20 protein-coding genes, 4 pseudogenes and 1 riboswitch are annotated in these 14,950 nt (G+C 31.7%); of the genes and pseudogenes, 5 read left to right on the top strand and 19 right to left on the bottom strand.

Annotation, left to right across the window (positions count from 1 at the left end):
- Positions 1-184 precede the first annotated feature (184 nt).
- Complete coding sequence (locus PWK10_RS04030) at positions 185-436, bottom strand: hypothetical protein (RefSeq protein WP_274767451.1); 252 nt, start codon at positions 434-436, stop codon at positions 185-187.
- Between the two features lie 158 nt (positions 437-594).
- On the opposite strand from PWK10_RS04030, the gene PWK10_RS04025 reads away from it, so the two are divergent.
- Positions 595-810, top strand: coding sequence for a hypothetical protein (locus PWK10_RS04025; protein ID WP_342455616.1), 216 nt, complete (start codon positions 595-597; stop codon positions 808-810).
- A 70-nt stretch (positions 811-880) separates the two neighbouring features.
- Here PWK10_RS04025 and PWK10_RS04020 read toward each other — a convergent pair whose 3' ends face one another.
- From PWK10_RS04020 to PWK10_RS04000, 5 genes are all read right to left on the bottom strand, one after another.
- Complete coding sequence (locus PWK10_RS04020) at positions 881-2,233, bottom strand: glucose-6-phosphate isomerase (protein ID WP_274767450.1); 1,353 nt, start codon at positions 2,231-2,233, stop codon at positions 881-883.
- A gap of 178 nt (positions 2,234-2,411) precedes the next feature.
- On the bottom strand, positions 2,412-2,774 hold the full coding sequence (locus PWK10_RS04015; RefSeq protein WP_446715334.1) for a ferritin family protein: 363 nt from the start codon (positions 2,772-2,774) through the stop codon (positions 2,412-2,414).
- Between the two features lie 230 nt (positions 2,775-3,004).
- On the bottom strand, positions 3,005-3,994 hold the full coding sequence (locus PWK10_RS04010; RefSeq protein ID WP_446715290.1) for a M42 family metallopeptidase: 990 nt from the start codon (positions 3,992-3,994) through the stop codon (positions 3,005-3,007).
- Positions 3,991-4,992 (bottom strand): M42 family metallopeptidase, encoded by a 1,002-nt coding sequence (locus PWK10_RS04005; RefSeq protein WP_274767449.1) that lies wholly within the window; start codon positions 4,990-4,992, stop codon positions 3,991-3,993. The genes PWK10_RS04010 and PWK10_RS04005 overlap by 4 nt, the downstream gene beginning before the upstream one ends.
- The gene (locus tag PWK10_RS04000) at positions 4,985-6,025 is read right to left on the bottom strand and encodes a M28 family peptidase (protein ID WP_274767448.1); all 1,041 of its coding nucleotides are present in this window, start codon (positions 6,023-6,025) and stop codon (positions 4,985-4,987) included. The genes PWK10_RS04005 and PWK10_RS04000 overlap by 8 nt, the downstream gene beginning before the upstream one ends.
- 173 nt (positions 6,026-6,198) lie before the next feature.
- Here PWK10_RS04000 and PWK10_RS03995 point away from each other — a divergent pair.
- The 3 genes and pseudogenes from PWK10_RS03995 to PWK10_RS03985 all read left to right on the top strand — a co-directional run bounded on the left by PWK10_RS03995 (position 6,199) and on the right by PWK10_RS03985 (position 8,275).
- A pseudogene (locus PWK10_RS03995) lies at positions 6,199-7,586 on the top strand (ISLre2 family transposase).
- 189 nt (positions 7,587-7,775) lie between these two features.
- Positions 7,776-7,907 carry a hypothetical protein gene (locus PWK10_RS03990; RefSeq protein ID WP_274767447.1) on the top strand — a complete coding sequence of 44 codons (132 nt, stop codon included), beginning with the start codon at positions 7,776-7,778 and terminating at the stop codon, positions 7,905-7,907.
- 125 nt (positions 7,908-8,032) lie between these two features.
- Positions 8,033-8,275 carry a 4Fe-4S binding protein gene (locus tag PWK10_RS03985; protein ID WP_274767446.1) on the top strand — a complete coding sequence of 81 codons (243 nt, stop codon included), beginning with the start codon at positions 8,033-8,035 and terminating at the stop codon, positions 8,273-8,275.
- A 7-nt stretch (positions 8,276-8,282) separates the two neighbouring features.
- Here PWK10_RS03985 and PWK10_RS03980 read toward each other — a convergent pair whose 3' ends face one another.
- The 8 genes and pseudogenes from PWK10_RS03980 to PWK10_RS03950 form a co-directional block, all read right to left on the bottom strand.
- Entirely contained in the window at positions 8,283-9,107 is an 825-nt protein-coding gene (locus PWK10_RS03980; RefSeq protein ID WP_274767445.1) for a D-alanine--D-alanine ligase family protein, read from the bottom strand.
- Between the two features lie 6 nt (positions 9,108-9,113).
- Positions 9,114-9,158: pseudogene (locus tag PWK10_RS19415) on the bottom strand (hypothetical protein); the annotation flags it as partial.
- Between the two features lie 49 nt (positions 9,159-9,207).
- Positions 9,208-9,462 carry a hypothetical protein gene (locus PWK10_RS03975; protein ID WP_274767444.1) on the bottom strand — a complete coding sequence of 85 codons (255 nt, stop codon included), beginning with the start codon at positions 9,460-9,462 and terminating at the stop codon, positions 9,208-9,210.
- A 282-nt stretch (positions 9,463-9,744) separates the two neighbouring features.
- Positions 9,745-10,095: a Mur ligase family protein gene (locus tag PWK10_RS03970; protein WP_274768103.1), complete on the bottom strand. Its 351-nt coding sequence runs from the start codon at positions 10,093-10,095 to the stop codon at positions 9,745-9,747.
- Positions 10,092-10,520 carry a Mur ligase family protein gene (locus tag PWK10_RS03965; RefSeq protein ID WP_274768102.1) on the bottom strand — a complete coding sequence of 143 codons (429 nt, stop codon included), beginning with the start codon at positions 10,518-10,520 and terminating at the stop codon, positions 10,092-10,094. Before PWK10_RS03965 ends, PWK10_RS03970 begins: the two co-directional genes overlap by 4 nt.
- A 205-nt stretch (positions 10,521-10,725) precedes the next feature.
- The gene (locus tag PWK10_RS03960; RefSeq protein WP_274767443.1) at positions 10,726-11,076 is read right to left on the bottom strand and encodes a hypothetical protein; all 351 of its coding nucleotides are present in this window, start codon (positions 11,074-11,076) and stop codon (positions 10,726-10,728) included.
- 1 nt (position 11,077) lies between these two features.
- Positions 11,078-11,380, bottom strand: coding sequence for an alpha/beta fold hydrolase (locus PWK10_RS03955; RefSeq protein WP_274768101.1), 303 nt, complete (start codon positions 11,378-11,380; stop codon positions 11,078-11,080).
- Positions 11,323-11,733 (bottom strand): alpha/beta fold hydrolase, encoded by a 411-nt coding sequence (locus tag PWK10_RS03950; protein ID WP_274767442.1) that lies wholly within the window; start codon positions 11,731-11,733, stop codon positions 11,323-11,325. Before PWK10_RS03950 ends, PWK10_RS03955 begins: the two co-directional genes overlap by 58 nt.
- A gap of 279 nt (positions 11,734-12,012) precedes the next feature.
- On the opposite strand from PWK10_RS03950, the gene PWK10_RS03945 reads away from it, so the two are divergent.
- Positions 12,013-12,231, top strand: a complete 219-nt coding sequence (locus PWK10_RS03945) for a DUF378 domain-containing protein (RefSeq protein ID WP_274767441.1) — start codon at positions 12,013-12,015, stop codon at positions 12,229-12,231.
- 36 nt (positions 12,232-12,267) lie between these two features.
- On the opposite strand, the pseudogene PWK10_RS03940 reads toward PWK10_RS03945, so the two are convergent.
- From PWK10_RS03940 to PWK10_RS03920, 5 genes and pseudogenes are all read right to left on the bottom strand, one after another.
- A pseudogene (locus PWK10_RS03940) lies at positions 12,268-13,019 on the bottom strand (EFR1 family ferrodoxin).
- A gap of 22 nt (positions 13,020-13,041) precedes the next feature.
- Positions 13,042-13,383, bottom strand: a complete 342-nt coding sequence (locus PWK10_RS03935) for a DUF190 domain-containing protein (protein WP_274767440.1) — start codon at positions 13,381-13,383, stop codon at positions 13,042-13,044.
- 10 nt (positions 13,384-13,393) lie between these two features.
- Positions 13,394-13,770, bottom strand: a pseudogene (gene crcB / locus PWK10_RS03930) (fluoride efflux transporter CrcB).
- A gap of 33 nt (positions 13,771-13,803) precedes the next feature.
- Positions 13,804-13,862: riboswitch (Fluoride riboswitch) on the bottom strand.
- 47 nt (positions 13,863-13,909) lie between these two features.
- Positions 13,910-14,602 carry an HD-GYP domain-containing protein gene (locus tag PWK10_RS03925; protein ID WP_274768100.1) on the bottom strand — a complete coding sequence of 231 codons (693 nt, stop codon included), beginning with the start codon at positions 14,600-14,602 and terminating at the stop codon, positions 13,910-13,912.
- A 17-nt stretch (positions 14,603-14,619) separates the two neighbouring features.
- Positions 14,620-14,943 carry a hypothetical protein gene (locus PWK10_RS03920; RefSeq protein ID WP_274767439.1) on the bottom strand — a complete coding sequence of 108 codons (324 nt, stop codon included), beginning with the start codon at positions 14,941-14,943 and terminating at the stop codon, positions 14,620-14,622.
- Between the last annotated feature and the right edge of the window lie 7 nt (positions 14,944-14,950).

The following is a 14,950-nucleotide window of genomic DNA, read 5'->3' as shown; positions in this document are numbered from 1 at the left end:
GGTTCCACCCTAATTGGTCGTATGACCCACCTCGTTTTACATACTCCAGGGCGCCCTTCGTTGAAACTCAATGCCAGTCTTCCACCCCCACCGGCTCGCTATGATTGAGGCTATCAACTACTCCTCCCCTTCATTGTATAAATATTTACTTTTAATTGTTATGATAACAAATTATAAAAATTTGTCAAGGTTTTCTATCGCATCCATTACAGCTGGAACATCCTTTACTAAACTTTGGATATCCTTTAATTACAAATCCTTCCTTTGGTTTAAAAATATAATCTATTTCTAGTTCATTATGATATTTATTCAGTTCTTCATCTATAACTAACTTAATTGGTCCAACGATTTTATGGATTTTTTCATTATTATCCCCAAAAGCCAAACCATATTTTATAGAATTACACATAAATCTATCAATATAAATATTTATCACAAGTGTCTTTATTATTATTTTTTGCATTTTCTATTATTTTTTTCATCGCTATATCCGTAATTTTTATTAACACTTCTATCACCTTCCATAGTTTATATCTTTATTTTATACCTAAAGGATGTTATAATTCAAATAAATATTTATAGGAAGGTGATATTTTGCTAAGAATTTGGGGGAAAGTTATAAAAAATAATAAGATTATAATGCATGAAGAAGCTATAAATAATGAAAATATAAGTTATCAAGAGCAGCTTAAAAAATGTATAACAGAAATAGCTCAAAAACTTGATATTCAAAAACCATATTGGCTTCCACATAATCTTGAAGAATTTAATAAACTTAAAAAACAATTTTCACACAGGATAACTTTATAGAAGAAATCGATTTTGACAAGTTCGAAATAATCGTATTAGAGGAATAACCCCAAGGTATCCCTTGGGGCTATTATCTTCCTAATCTTTCTTCAAGTCTTTTTCTTTCCTCCTCATATCCTGGTTTTCCTAAAAGAGCAAACATGTTCTTTTTATAAGCCTCAACTCCAGGTTGATCGAAAGGATTTACTCCTAACATATAGCCGCTAATTCCACATGCCTTTTCAAACATATAAACAAGCTTTCCAAAATAATAGGGAGTTAACTCTGGAATATTTATTATTATATTCGGAACATTTCCATCTGTATGGGCAAGAACAGTTCCTTCAAAGGCCTTTTTATTAACAAAATCCATTGTTTTGCCAGCTAAGAAATTAAGACCGTCTATATTATCCTTATCTTCCTTAATCTCAACATCGTATCTTGGTTTTTCAACATTTAAAACTGTTTCAAATATATGTCTTAAACCATCTTGAATATACTGTCCCATAGAATGAAGATCTGTTGTAAAATCAACTGAAGCAGGATAAATTCCCTTTCCGTCCTTACCTTCACTTTCTCCAAAGAGCTGTTTCCACCATTCTGCAAAATAATGTAATCCTGGTTCATAGTTGGCCATTATTTCAACTGTCTTTCCCTTTCTATATAGAGCATTTCTTATTGCAGCATAAAGATAGGCTGGGTTATTAATGACATCTAAGTTTGAATATTCCTTCATTCCGTCCAAGGCACCCTGCATCATTTCCCTTATATCAACTCCGCTTACCGCAATTGGAAGTAATCCAACCGCTGTTAAAACAGAATATCTTCCTCCTACATCATCTGGAATTATAAAGGTTTCATAGCCTTCCTCTTCGGCAAGTTTTCTAAGGGCACCCTTTGCTTTATCGGTTGTTGCGTATATTCTTTCCTTTGCACCTTCTTTGCCATATTTATTTTCCATATATTCTTTAAATATTCTAAAAGCAATTGCAGGCTCTGTAGTTGTTCCTGATTTTGATATTACATTAACAGATATTTCCTTACCTTCTAATACATCAAGTAAATCACGCATATACACAGGGCTTATGTTGTTTCCAACAAAATATATTTCAGGAGTTTTTCTTTTATTTTTAGGAAGGACATTATAGAAGGTATGATTTAACATCTCAATAGCTGCCCTAGCTCCTAAGTATGAACCACCTATTCCTATAACAACAAGGGCATCAGAATTTGTCTTTATCCTTTCTGCAGCATTAATAATCCTATCAAATTCTTCTTTATCATAATCTTTAGGTAACGTAACCCAACCTAAAAAGTCGCTTCCAGAACCAGTTTTATTATGTAACTTCTCATGTGCATCCCTTATTTGCCCCTCTAAACCTTTAATCTCTTCCATGTTAACAAAACCTAAAACTTTCGAATAGTCTAGAGTTATGTTTGCCATAATTATTACCTCCATTAGCAAAATTTATATTAAATTTTATAACATTACCTTCAATAATTCAACGACAAATTGTCCAATATTCTTTGTTGATATACAATAAATCGATATATTACCTTTAGTATGAACTCTACTTATCTAGTTTTATACTTAATAAAATTAGAGCTAATAGTAAAGTCTATTAGCTCCTTTCATATTTTCCTTTAAGCTCTCTAAAAAATTTAAGGTGCAATTTTTCATCTTCTATAATTCTGTTCAATAACTCCACAATGTATTTATCCTTTATTAATATCTTATGATTCTCGTATTGTTTAATGGCATCAAGCTCAGGCTGTATATCTATATCTATCATCTTATTAATATTTGTTGAGTAGTCAATAAGTTTTGAATTCCAAGGATAATAAAGCCCCATATGCGGGATAGCATACATCGGTTTTAAGCCTAATAATTTAATTGTTTCTCCAAGAAGTTCTAAGTGTTTCATTTCAATAACCGCTATCCCTGCCACCGCTTCAGCATAATCCTCATATTTTCCATCAGATATTAAATGTTGATAAACATAAAGTAATGTTGCAGAAAGTTCGCTAACAAGGCCTGAATAGTCAAGCAGCAGTAAATTTGCATAATTAATACTTTTCTTTTCAACCTTAGGTTCTGGATAATTGATATTAACAGAAAATTTTGCTGCCTTTTTATATCCCCCGGCATATTATCCTCTAAAAAGAGTATTACAATTATATAATATGAAACCAAAAGAAATTTGCTACAAAAATTTTATTCTAAATTATTTGGCACTAAATATTTAAGTATATCAATTGCGGCCTTTATATCCCTTTTATCAGCCATTTCACTATGGGAATGAACATATCTTGTAGGAATTGATATTACTCCTGTTGGAACTCCCGTTTTAGTAGTATAAATTTCTGCAGCATCTGTTGTTCCCATCTCTAATATTTCAAATTGATATTTAACATTATTTTCCTCTGCAACCCTAACAAGAAGATCTTTTACCTTAGGATGAACTATAAATGCCCTATCCATTATTTTTATTGCTGCACCTTCTCCTAATTTAACAGCCATTTTATTACAATTCGGTGTGTCTCCAGTTGCAGTAACATCAACAGCTATAGCAAGATCAGGCTCAATTCTAAAGGCAGAAACCTTAGCTCCCCTTAACCCAACCTCCTCTTGAGTTGTAAATACAAAATAAATATCATTTTCACTATCCTTAATCTGTTTTGCTACTTCTAATAAAACATAGCACCCTAATCTGTCGTCAAAGGCAGCACCAACTACTCTGTCGCCAAAATCTTGAAAATCCGACTTAAATACTCCAAAGTCCCCTATTTGAACCTTTTGGCTTGCCTCATCTCTTGTAGATGCTCCAATATCTATGTAAAGTTCCTTAAGTGTAAGTTCCTTAATATCTGCCTTTTGTTCCTTTGATATAATTCCTTCAACTCCATTTTTAAATATAACCCTCTTATATAAAAGGGAATATGGATTTAATCCTCCTATGTTAGAAAATCTCAAAAATCCATTTTCATCAATAAAGGTTACCATAATTCCGATTTGGTCCATATGGGCAGCAAGCATAACCTTCTTACTTCCCTTACCCTTTTTCATAGCAATGACATTGCCTAAAGCATCCTTTTGAACCTCATCAACATAATCCTTTATTTGCTCTATTATAAAATCAGCAACCAAATCTTCTCTTCCCGATGGGCCATATATTGAAACTAAATCCCTTAATAATTCCATCATAACTCCTCCTCTTCTAGACTTTCTAAAACTTTTTTAGTTAATTTTAAAGTATTTTCATAGTCTTCCTTATGAATCATGCTTATGGGTGAGTGTATATATCTTGTAGGAACAGAGATGCTTGCAGTTTTACAGCCAGTTTTTGCTTTATGAATAGCGCCTGCATCATTTCCGCCCACCGTTCCTCTTCTCAGTTGATAGGGTATTTTATTTTCTTCTGCTACTTTAATAATCAACTTAAGAAGTTTTTCATTAGCAATGGATGAGGAATCCATAACCGATAATGCCGGTCCCTTTCCTGTTTCTGTTACAAAATCCTTTTCATCCTTTACAAAATCAGCACAGGTCGTTCCTTCAATAGCAAGAGCAATCTCTGGTTCTATGCTGTATGCTGCAACCGTGGCCCCTCTGAGCCCTACTTCCTCCTGAACAGTAAATACACAATATAAATCTAAGTTATAATTCTCCTTTAATACATCAATTAAAACAGCACATCCTACTCTATCATCTAAAGCCTTTGCCTTTATGTATCTTCCCATATCTACATATTCACTTTCAAAGGTAGTATAATCACCAAGCTTAACATGCTTTAAAACCTCTTCCTTGCTTGTTGCACCAATATCGATAAACAAATCCTTTATATTTACTGGATTTGACCTTTCCCCTTCGTTTTGAAGGTGAATCGGTTTATATCCTATGATACCCTTTATTTTGCTTCTTCCAAATACAACCCTTTTTGATATTAAAATTCTAGGGTCTATTCCACCAACGGGTGAAAACTTAATTCTACCATCATCCTTAATTCCTGTTACAATAAATCCTACTTCATCCATATGGGCAGCAAGCATAACCCTTTTACCGTTACCCCTCTTATGAACTATTAAATTACCAAGCTTATCTATAAATACTTCTCCAAGATCCTTAACTTCTTCCTTAATAACTTCCCTTACTTCCTTTTCATAACCTGAAACACCAAAGGCATCTGTTAATTTTTTAAGCATAAATATCACCCCAATTCTTCAAAGAAGAAATAAACAAAGCTAATAGTCTTCCAGCTCTAACGATATCTTTATAATTTACAATTTCCGTAGATGTGTGCATATACTTTATAGGAACAGAAACTAAAAGAGTTGGAACACCTTCTCTTGTCACCTGAAGATTCCAAGTTTCTGTCCCTGTTCCTCCTGGTGCAACATCAATGGTATATGGTATACCATATTCATCAGCAAGTTTAATAAGTTTTTCAGAGAGCTCTGGGTGAATATTGGGTCCTATAGTAATTTCAACTCCCTTCCCACATTCAAGCTGAATATCAGGATTTGCATATTTATCTCCAAAGGTTACATCAACAACTATTCCAATATCAGGATTTACTTCATAGGTAGTTGTTTTAATCCCTAAAAGACCCCTTTCCTCTTGAGTTGTAGCTGCAAAATAAACATCAGCAGTATGTTTTATTTTATTCAATTCTTTGGCACATTCATAAAGTGCCATTATACCAACACGATTATCAAGGGCTTTTCCTGTAATGAAATCGCCTAAAAGCTCCAACGACTCTTTCTTTATTGTAATGTAATCTCCAATTTTTACTAATTCTTTTAATTCATCCTTTGTCATCCCACAATCTATAACCATCTCATCCATTTTGATTGCCTTTTTTCTATCCTTTTCAGTTAAAACATGTGGTGGTTTTGCTCCAATTACTCCATATACATCCCTTAAGCCATGAATTATAACCTCTTGGGCAGGTAAAGTCTTTGAATCTACTCCACCAACATTTGTAAAAGAAACAAATCCACGTTCATCGATATCTGTAACCATAAGGCCTATTTCATCTACATGGGCAGTTATTAATATTTTTAATCTATCCTCCCCTTCTCCCCTTTTAATAGCTATAAAGTCTCCCATTTTCCCCTTTTTAATTTCATTTACATAGGGTTTAAATATACATTCCAAATCATCCTGCAATAAATATTCACTACCTGAAACCGCATTTAGATCACTTAATTTCTTTAATATCTCCTTTCCTTCCATCTTATCCCTCCTTTTCATTCACATTACTAATTTTAAACTATTTTAGTAGAAAGTTAAAGAATTTTCTAAAATATCATAGTGTAAAATTATTGTAGGACGAAAAAAGACAAAAATTTAAAAGAGACAACCCCTGTGATAAAATAAAAGTGAAAAAACACACAAACCAATAAGGGGTGTCTCTTTTGAATAATATTATACAACAACATTTAATAAATTTCACTACTAAATTAATAAAAAATGTTGAAGAAACTATATCAAAAGAATGGGATCTAACAAAACTTGTTGATGTAGTTAAAAAAATGACTGATGAATTAGGAGCAAACATAATAAAGGACTTTTTAGAAGAATTAGATAAAACGATTAAAGAAGATGAAAAAAGGAAAAAGGGATGGGTAGTAGAAAGGAAAGACAAGAAAAAGATTGTAACAATGCTAGGCGAAATAGAATATGCAAGAACGTATTACAAATCTAAGAAGAATGGGGAATATAGATATTTACTTGATGAAATTATAGGGATAAGCAAACATGAGAAGGTAGATAAAGAAGTAAAGATAAAGCTGGTGGAGAACGCAATTAATATGTCCTATGAGGAGAGTAGTAAAATAACATGTCCGGAGAAACTAAGTAGACAGGCAGTATTTAATGCAATAAGACAGGTAGGAGAAGTAGAAGTAAAAGGGAAGTAAAAGAAAAGAGGAAAGTAAGGGTGCTATACATAGAAGCAGATGAGGATCATGTGGCATTGCAGGATGGGAAGAAGGAGATGCCAAGGCTTGTATATATACATGAAGGAAGGCAAAGCAAAAATGGGAGAAACGAATTAAAGAATGTATATTACAAAGCATACGTTGGTGTAGAAGCTGAAGAAATATGGATAGATGTAGCGAATTATGTGTATGACAATTATGAAATAGAGAGCATAGAAAAGATATACATAGCAGGAGATGGAGCAAGATGGATAAAGGAAGGAATGGAATGGATTCCGAAAGCGAAATTTGTATTAGATAGATATCATTTGAACAAATACATAATAAGAGGGACAGCAAAGCGAGAAGAATATAGGCAAAAGATATGGGGAGCGATAAATGAAGGGGATAAGAAGGTTTTAAGGGAGATATTTAAGGAGTTAATAAATATAGCAGAAACTAAGACAGAAAAGGAGAGAGCAAAAGAAGCAAGGAGATATATATTAAATAACTGGGAAGGGATAGTAATATATAAAGAGGACGAGGATGTAATAGGATGCAGTGCAGAAGGGCATATAAGCCATGTATTATCAGCGAGATTAAGCAGTAGGCCATTAGGATGGAGTAAAGAGGGATTAAAGATAATGGCAAAGCTAAGGGTATTTAGCAGGAATGGAGGTAATTTAAGGGAAATAAGTATATACAAGGAAGATGTTGAAACATTTAGATTAAATAAAAAGAAGATAAAAGAAACAATTAAAAGAATAAATAATTCTTCACGAGAAGGAATAAATAATATAACAATATTAAACATTGGAAAAGTAACACCGATGTATAAGATATTAAAATCAATTAAATATGAAAATATAATTTAAAGTTTAAAAGTTTACGAAAGTCTTGATTTTAAACATTTTAGGGGTTGTCTATAAAAAATTAACCTACAATATCTTGACACTATCTCTAAAATATTTTTCATTTGACACTTATACCCCGTATAAGTATAATAAGTAATAGCTTATGTTACGAAGTTTTAACAAAAATAGTTGCTAAAGGGAGGGAAGTATATGAAAAAGAAAAGTCATCAGCACTGGTCATGGATAATATTAGCATCCTTCGTGATACTTGGTTATTTTTATCCTGTAATAGGGCTTTCAGGAATAATATGTATGATAATGCCTCCATTTCATGCTTTTTAGGTAGAGGTAAAATTCATTGTTCCCATTATTGTCCTCGGGGTTCTTTATTAGGTAAATTTTTAAAATATGTATCGTTAAATAATCCACTTCCTAATGTTATGCGAACAAAAGGTGTAAAAAATATATTGTTACTCCTTATGCTTTCACTCTTAAGCCTATCTTTGTTCCATTCAAAGGGAAACATCCTCAAAATTTCCTTTTCAATTTATAGATTTATGACTCTTTCCCTTTTAGTAGGTATAACTCTTGGAACAATATTTAAACCAAGAAGCTGGTGCCAGATTTGTCCAATGGGACACTTAAGCGACCTTGTAGATAAAGCAGTAAAAATGGATTCCAAATATCAAAAATTAGAGGGAACAAATTAGTTCCCTCTTATATTTTTCCTCCTTTAACTCCTAAACTAGCCTTTTTAAGCAATGGAGTATCAAATACGTATATATTTTTATTATACTCTTGATTTCTCAAAATTGCATATTCTATGAGTTTATTAATTAAATCTTTAAACTTTAGCCCTGTTGGTTCCCAAAGATAGAAGGATATAGACCCTGGCATAGTATTTATTTCGTTTACATAAACCTTCATAGTGTCCTTTTCAACAAGAAAATCAATTCTTGAAATTCCTGAGCAGTCTAAAATTTTAAATACCTTTATAGCAAGGTCTTGAATTTCTTTAGTTTTATCTTCTGGAATTGGTGCAGGAATTCTCCTTGCTGCACTTTTCATACCTGAGTTTTTATTTCCCCTTAAATATTTATCCTCAAAACTCAAGAATTCCTGCCAAGATACAGGCTCCTCTAAAACTGATGCATTATATTCATTATCAAAGCCAATTACAGAGCAATTTATCTCCATTGGATTTTCAACAGCCTCTTCAATTATAATCTTTCTATCATAGTTTATTGCAATTTCTATTGCATTTATTAGCTCATCTCTATTTTTCGCCTTTGAAATACCTATACTTGAACCTAAATTTGCTGGTTTTACAAACATAGGATATTTTAGTTTATCTTCAAGATAATTTAAAACCCTTTCGCTGTCATTTACATAATCCCTTCTTAAAAACCATGTATAATTAACTATTGGAATATCGTTGGCTTTGAAAATATCCTTCATTATGATTTTATCCATTCCAACCGCAGAACCTAAAACTCCGCTTCCAACATAAGGAATATTACAAAGCTCTAAAAGGCCTTGCATTGTTCCATCTTCACCATGTGATCCATGTAATGCTGGAAAAACAACATCTATTTTTATTGGTTTGGGTGTTTTTTAAACAAACCCTTTTCAGGATAAAACTTTAAATAAGGATTATAAGGAATAGGCTCAAGATAAACTTTTTGGCCTTGCTAAGAAGAACATCTAAATTCTTATAATTTTTTATATCTAATAACTCATCCCCAGTATACCATTCGCCTTGTTTTGTAATAAAAAGCGGAACAACATTATATTTTTCCTTGTCGATATTTTCAGCCACCTGAAGGCCTGTTATAACAGAAACTTCATGTTCAACGCTTCTTCCTCCAAACATTATTAAAACATTTTTCTTAATCATCTCTATCCTCCTTAATTTTCATTATAATTATCAGGCAGATCGTTCTCAAATAATACGATATCTCCAACAACTACTATTTTACTTAATTCTTTTGTTGCTTCATCAAGACTATTTACAATGATAATCCTATCCTCTGGGAAGTTTTCCTCCTTTAAGCCATCAACTATAGGAATACTTCTTTTCTTCCAACTAATATAGCATAGTCACAGGTTTTTGCAATTCTTTGGCCAAATTTTTTGTTTTCTTCATACTCAACTTCTCCAAGTTCAATCATTCCAGGAGTTACAATAATTTTTTGCCTCCATCCATTTCAGAAAGTGCTTCAATGGCTAAGGCTGAACCTTCAGGATTTGAATTAAAGGCATCATCTATTACTGTAACTCCATTGTTAGTATCGAGGATTTGAAGCCTATGTGGAACCGGCTCTATTTTTTCAATCCCCCTCTTTATTTCTTCCTCAGAAAGACCAAGCTTTAGGGCGATTGCGACTCCTGCTAAAATATTATTAACATTATGTTTTCCTAAGAGTTTTGTTCTACATTCAAATTGCACTATTTTACCATCAACATCTCCATGAACAGTAAACTTTAAACCTTCCCTAGTATTTTTTATGTCTGTTGCATATACATTTATGCCTTCTTTTTATTTGTTCCATATACATAGGTTTCTATATTTCTCCTTTTGGAAAGTTCAAAACAAATATCGTTATCTCCATTAAAGAAGGCGACACCATCATCTGGCAAGGATTCTATTAGTGCATATTTTGTCTTTTTAATGTTTTCCTGTGATCCCATTGTTTCAAGATGCTGAAGGCCAACGGCAGTTAATACTCCCATTTTAGGATAAACTATATCGCAAAGCTCCTTTATATCTCCAACATATCTTGCTCCCATTTCACATACAAAAATTTCATGTTCATCCCTTAATTGTTCCCTAACTACCTTTGTAATTCCCATTGGAGTATTATAACTTTCAGGCGTCATTAGGGTATTATATTTTTCCGAAAGAATTGTTTTTATAAAATATTTAGTGCTTGTTTTTCCGTAGCTTCCTGTGATGCCGATAACTAAAGGTCCTTTCTCCTTTTAATTATTTCCCTTGCCTCGTTTATAAAGCCCTGCTGGATTTTCTTTTCAATAGGCAGCATTATTTTTAAGGAAATCAGCATCAAATAAGAAATAAAAACCTGTATTAAAATCAATCCATTTATAAAGGCCAATGGTGACTTAAATAAAGCATAAGATATTATAACAAGCAATAAATTTAGAAATAATGCACAACCAAATAATCTTTTAGCTCTATATGTAAAATTAAGAGGTTTTTTGCCTTTTTTCTTCTATTATAATGGGTGTAAATATTTATTGAAGCCAAAGCAATCCAAAGAATTAATAATGCATAAGAAGTATAATCTTTTGGAAAAAGATTTGAAATGAAAAGTAAAAATAAAAATATAAAGTTTCTTTTAAAATTATCCCTATCATACTTATTAAGCCAATTTAAAAATTCATTTGGTTTGTATCCTACAAGCTGAGCCATATGAAGGTAAAACCTATTATAGTAAACCGAAACAAAGGCAAAAAAGATTATAGCTAAAACATAAACTAACATGCTCAAATCACTCACTTCCTTCCAAAAATTTTGAAACTATTATATTAAAATCATTCAACTTATCAAGATATGCGAAATGTCCTGCACCCTCAAAAACAATTAGACCTGCATCTGGTATTTCTTTTTCCATGATTTTTGCCATGTAAAGAGGAGTGTCCTGATCCTTTTCGCCCCAAATAAGAAGGGTTGGGGCTTTAATCTTAGGTAAAAATCCTCTTAAATCCTCATTGACAACTTTTACAAAAGTTTCCCTTAATGGACCAGAATTTTTATAATCCTTTGAACCGTATTTTTTATAAAACTTTTCAATAGCTTCTTTTTGCCACCATTTAATAATAAATATAATTTTTTAAATAGCTTAAATTTATAAACTTTAAAATAATATTTCAAGGTTCTTTTTGGAATTATCCCAGCGCTGTCTACAAGAACTACCTTTTCTACTTTTTCAGGATAAAGAGCTGAGAACATAATTGAAACCCTACCACCAAAGGAATGCCCAATTAATGAAGCCTTTTCTATATTAAGCTTATCAAATAATTTATTTAACATATCGGTATAGTCACCAACTCCCCAAGCTTTGGACGGCAAAGAGGATTGACCAAAGCCTGGAAAATCTATCGCATATACTTCAAATTTACTTGCAAGATAATTAAAAACTGGCAAAAGCTATCTGCTCTTCCTCCCCAGCCGTGAAGAAGAACTACTTTTTACCACTACCAGCTTTTTTATAATAAATATCTAAATTGTCTATTTTTATAAACATAAGTCCACCTCTTTATGCTTACTTAATTCATACTACATTATACTACAATTTTAATATATTTAAAATTACAAGTTAAGCTAAATAAGTAATTTTGGAATATTTTTAAATTTAATAACAAGATAATATATTTGAATAATTTATCCTAATTATAAAAAATAAAAATAGAAAGGATGATTACTATGAGAATTTTTAATCTTGTTGCCCTTGCTATTGTTATATTAGGCGGAATTAATTGGGGATTAATTGCTCTATCTGGGTTTGACCCTTTGCTCCCAATCTTAGGCGGCTATACATCGCCCTTTGCAAGAATGTTTTATGGAATTGTCGGATTATCATCTCTATGGGTATTTTATGCATATCTTATGACTCCTGGGAGTGACGGAATAGAGGATAAATAAATTATGGACTGCCTCAAAATAAAGAGACAGTCCATTTTAAATTTTATATTGCTCAAATTTTTTACCTTTATAAAGGTATGCATTCGTTGGACAAGTATGTAGGCATTTTTGACATGATATGCAGCTATCTTCAAAATAAAAACTGTTATCTTTGAACTTAATATTTTTAGTCGGACAATTCTTTACACATTTTAAACATTTCACACAAAGCTTCATATCAACTGTAAGATTTCTTCTTGCCCACCCCTTAGAAAATCTATAAAAAAACTTATACTCTATTTTGGCAAGGTTTAATCTTATTTTGCTTACTTTATTTATGTATATTTCATCCATTAAAAATTTCTGAACTAAACTTTTAACTTTTTCCTCCGCTCTTTCTTTTGCTTTTTTATTTCCTCCTTAGTTGGTTTTTCAAAGGCTACAACATAATAATTATTAGGCATAGTAATAAAATCCTGAACTGTAATCCTATAACCCTTTTTAATAAGAATTTCTGATAACTGATCAGGTCCAGATCCTTTATTGGCAGCTTGAGTTGAAAATATAAGACACTTTTTATTGTCTTCTTTTAAGTTTTTAGCAACCCAGTCTATATAAATTTTGGGGAAAACTTCAGCATGTATTGGTGCTCCAAATACATAAAAGTCATACTCCTCATTTAGTGTTCTTTTCTTTGATACGTCAATTAAAACACAACCAACTCCTCCATTTTCAAAATGCTTTTTAAAAAGTTTTGATACATATTCAGTATTTCCTGTTCCTGAAAAATAAATTATTGCTGCCTGCAATTTTGTCCCTCCAACTTTCTTATTAATTTTGTGATTTTACATACTTAATAATTTCTACATCATGCATAATAACTACCAATCCTTCAGTTATCATAGGATCGATAACCTTTATAAATTCATTTATCTTTTCTTCTTTATCTATGATTTCAATAACAATAGGCAAATCGTGGGATAATACTTCTGTTAAAGCCGAATGAACCCTGCTATTTGCACCAAAACCTTCTATTCCCCTTACTATTGTAGCGCCTGCAAGACCAAACTCCTTTGCCTTTTTGAGAATAATATGATATAAAGCCTCACCATGCCATCTATCTGATTCCCCTATAAATATTTTTAAAAGTTTTCCCTTACCTTCTAACTTCATATACTCCCTCCTAAATAATAGCATTACATAAAATTTTCCCAACTACAACCCCTATTAAGCTTAATAAAACATTTAAAACAATATTTATTATACCCCAAATATATGCTCCAGAGTTTAAAAGGTTTATCGTTTCGTAACTAAAGGTTGAAAATGTTGTAAGCCCACCCAAGATACCTGTTGTTAAAAAAGTCTAAGGTCTGGCGATATTATATCTGTCGACAAACTCAATTCCATTATAAATCCTATTAATAATCCACCTAAAATATTCACTATCAATGTTCCCATTGGAATATCCAAATTGAAAGTTTTTGATGCCCCCATCGAAATTAAATATCTCAGTGATGCACCTATAAATCCTCCTAAACCTACATAAATTACCTTAAGCATCATGACCACCTCCAAAAAGATAAAAAATCTCCTACAAAAGTAGGAGTTATCAGCACAAGGCAATTAAGGTGAACCCCATCACCTATAATTTCACAATTTCGATTATAAGAATTACTGCAATTTAAGTCAATTATATTTTTTAATTTAATAATGAAACAATCTTAAGTTCCTTATTGCTTAAAAGATCAACATAGTCCGATCCTATTTTAACAATAGGATAAGAAATATTTCTTGGATTAATATATACAACTTGGCCAATGTCGCCATTGTTTAAAACCACATCTGTTCCGATATAATAATTAGAAATATTTTGTAGAAAGGTTAACATTATTTTTACATCAAACAATTCATAGCCATCCATTTCTATGATTTTAAATGCATCAAAGGGAGACATACGTCCCTTGTAAACCCTTTCTGAAGTAATGGCATCATAAACATCACAGATAGCTATAATCTTTGCATATAAAGGAATTTTGTCACCTCTAACCATCAGAGGATATCCTGAACCATTTTCCTTTTCATGATGCAAAAGTATAGCCTTTAAAATATCAAAAGAAAGTTTTTGACTTTCAAGAGCAATTTCATAACCATGAACAGGATGCTTTTTCATAACCTCAAATTCTTCATCGCTTAATTTACCTTTTTTATTTAAAATCTCCTCAGGTATTTTTACTTTTCCAATGTCATGAAGCACTGCAGCTTTAATTAAATCATCAATTTGTGTGCTTTTTAATCCCAACCATTTACCAAGAAGCATGCTATAGAAAGCAACATTTAAGCTATGGTTAAATGTATATTGATCAAAGGCTTTAAGGGTTGATAAAAACTTAATAATATTATCCTTTTGATCTATATGTTTTTTATTTCATTAGAAATTTCTGCTACTAAGCTAAGATCCAATTTCTTACCTGCAGCAAGTTCGGTTAGAATATTTTTTACCGCATCAACATTTTTAGAGTATTCCTTTTTAAAGGCTATATAATCCATATTACTGTTTTCATTATCTTCATATATGTATATTTTTCGTATACCCATTTTAATTATCTTATCTATTAGGTATTTATTTAGAATCGTCCCTTCAGTTACAACAGTAGTTCCAGAGTCAGTAACAACATTAAGAGCTAATTTATCTCCTTCTCTGCAACTAAAAATGTCAACTACTCTTTTCCCCATACCCAGC

This window comes from Caloramator sp. Dgby_cultured_2 (genome assembly GCF_028872215.1).
GTDB classification, from domain to species: domain Bacteria; phylum Bacillota; class Clostridia; order Clostridiales; family Caloramatoraceae; genus Caloramator; species Caloramator australicus.
This window is presented reverse-complemented; position numbering and strand designations above follow the sequence as displayed.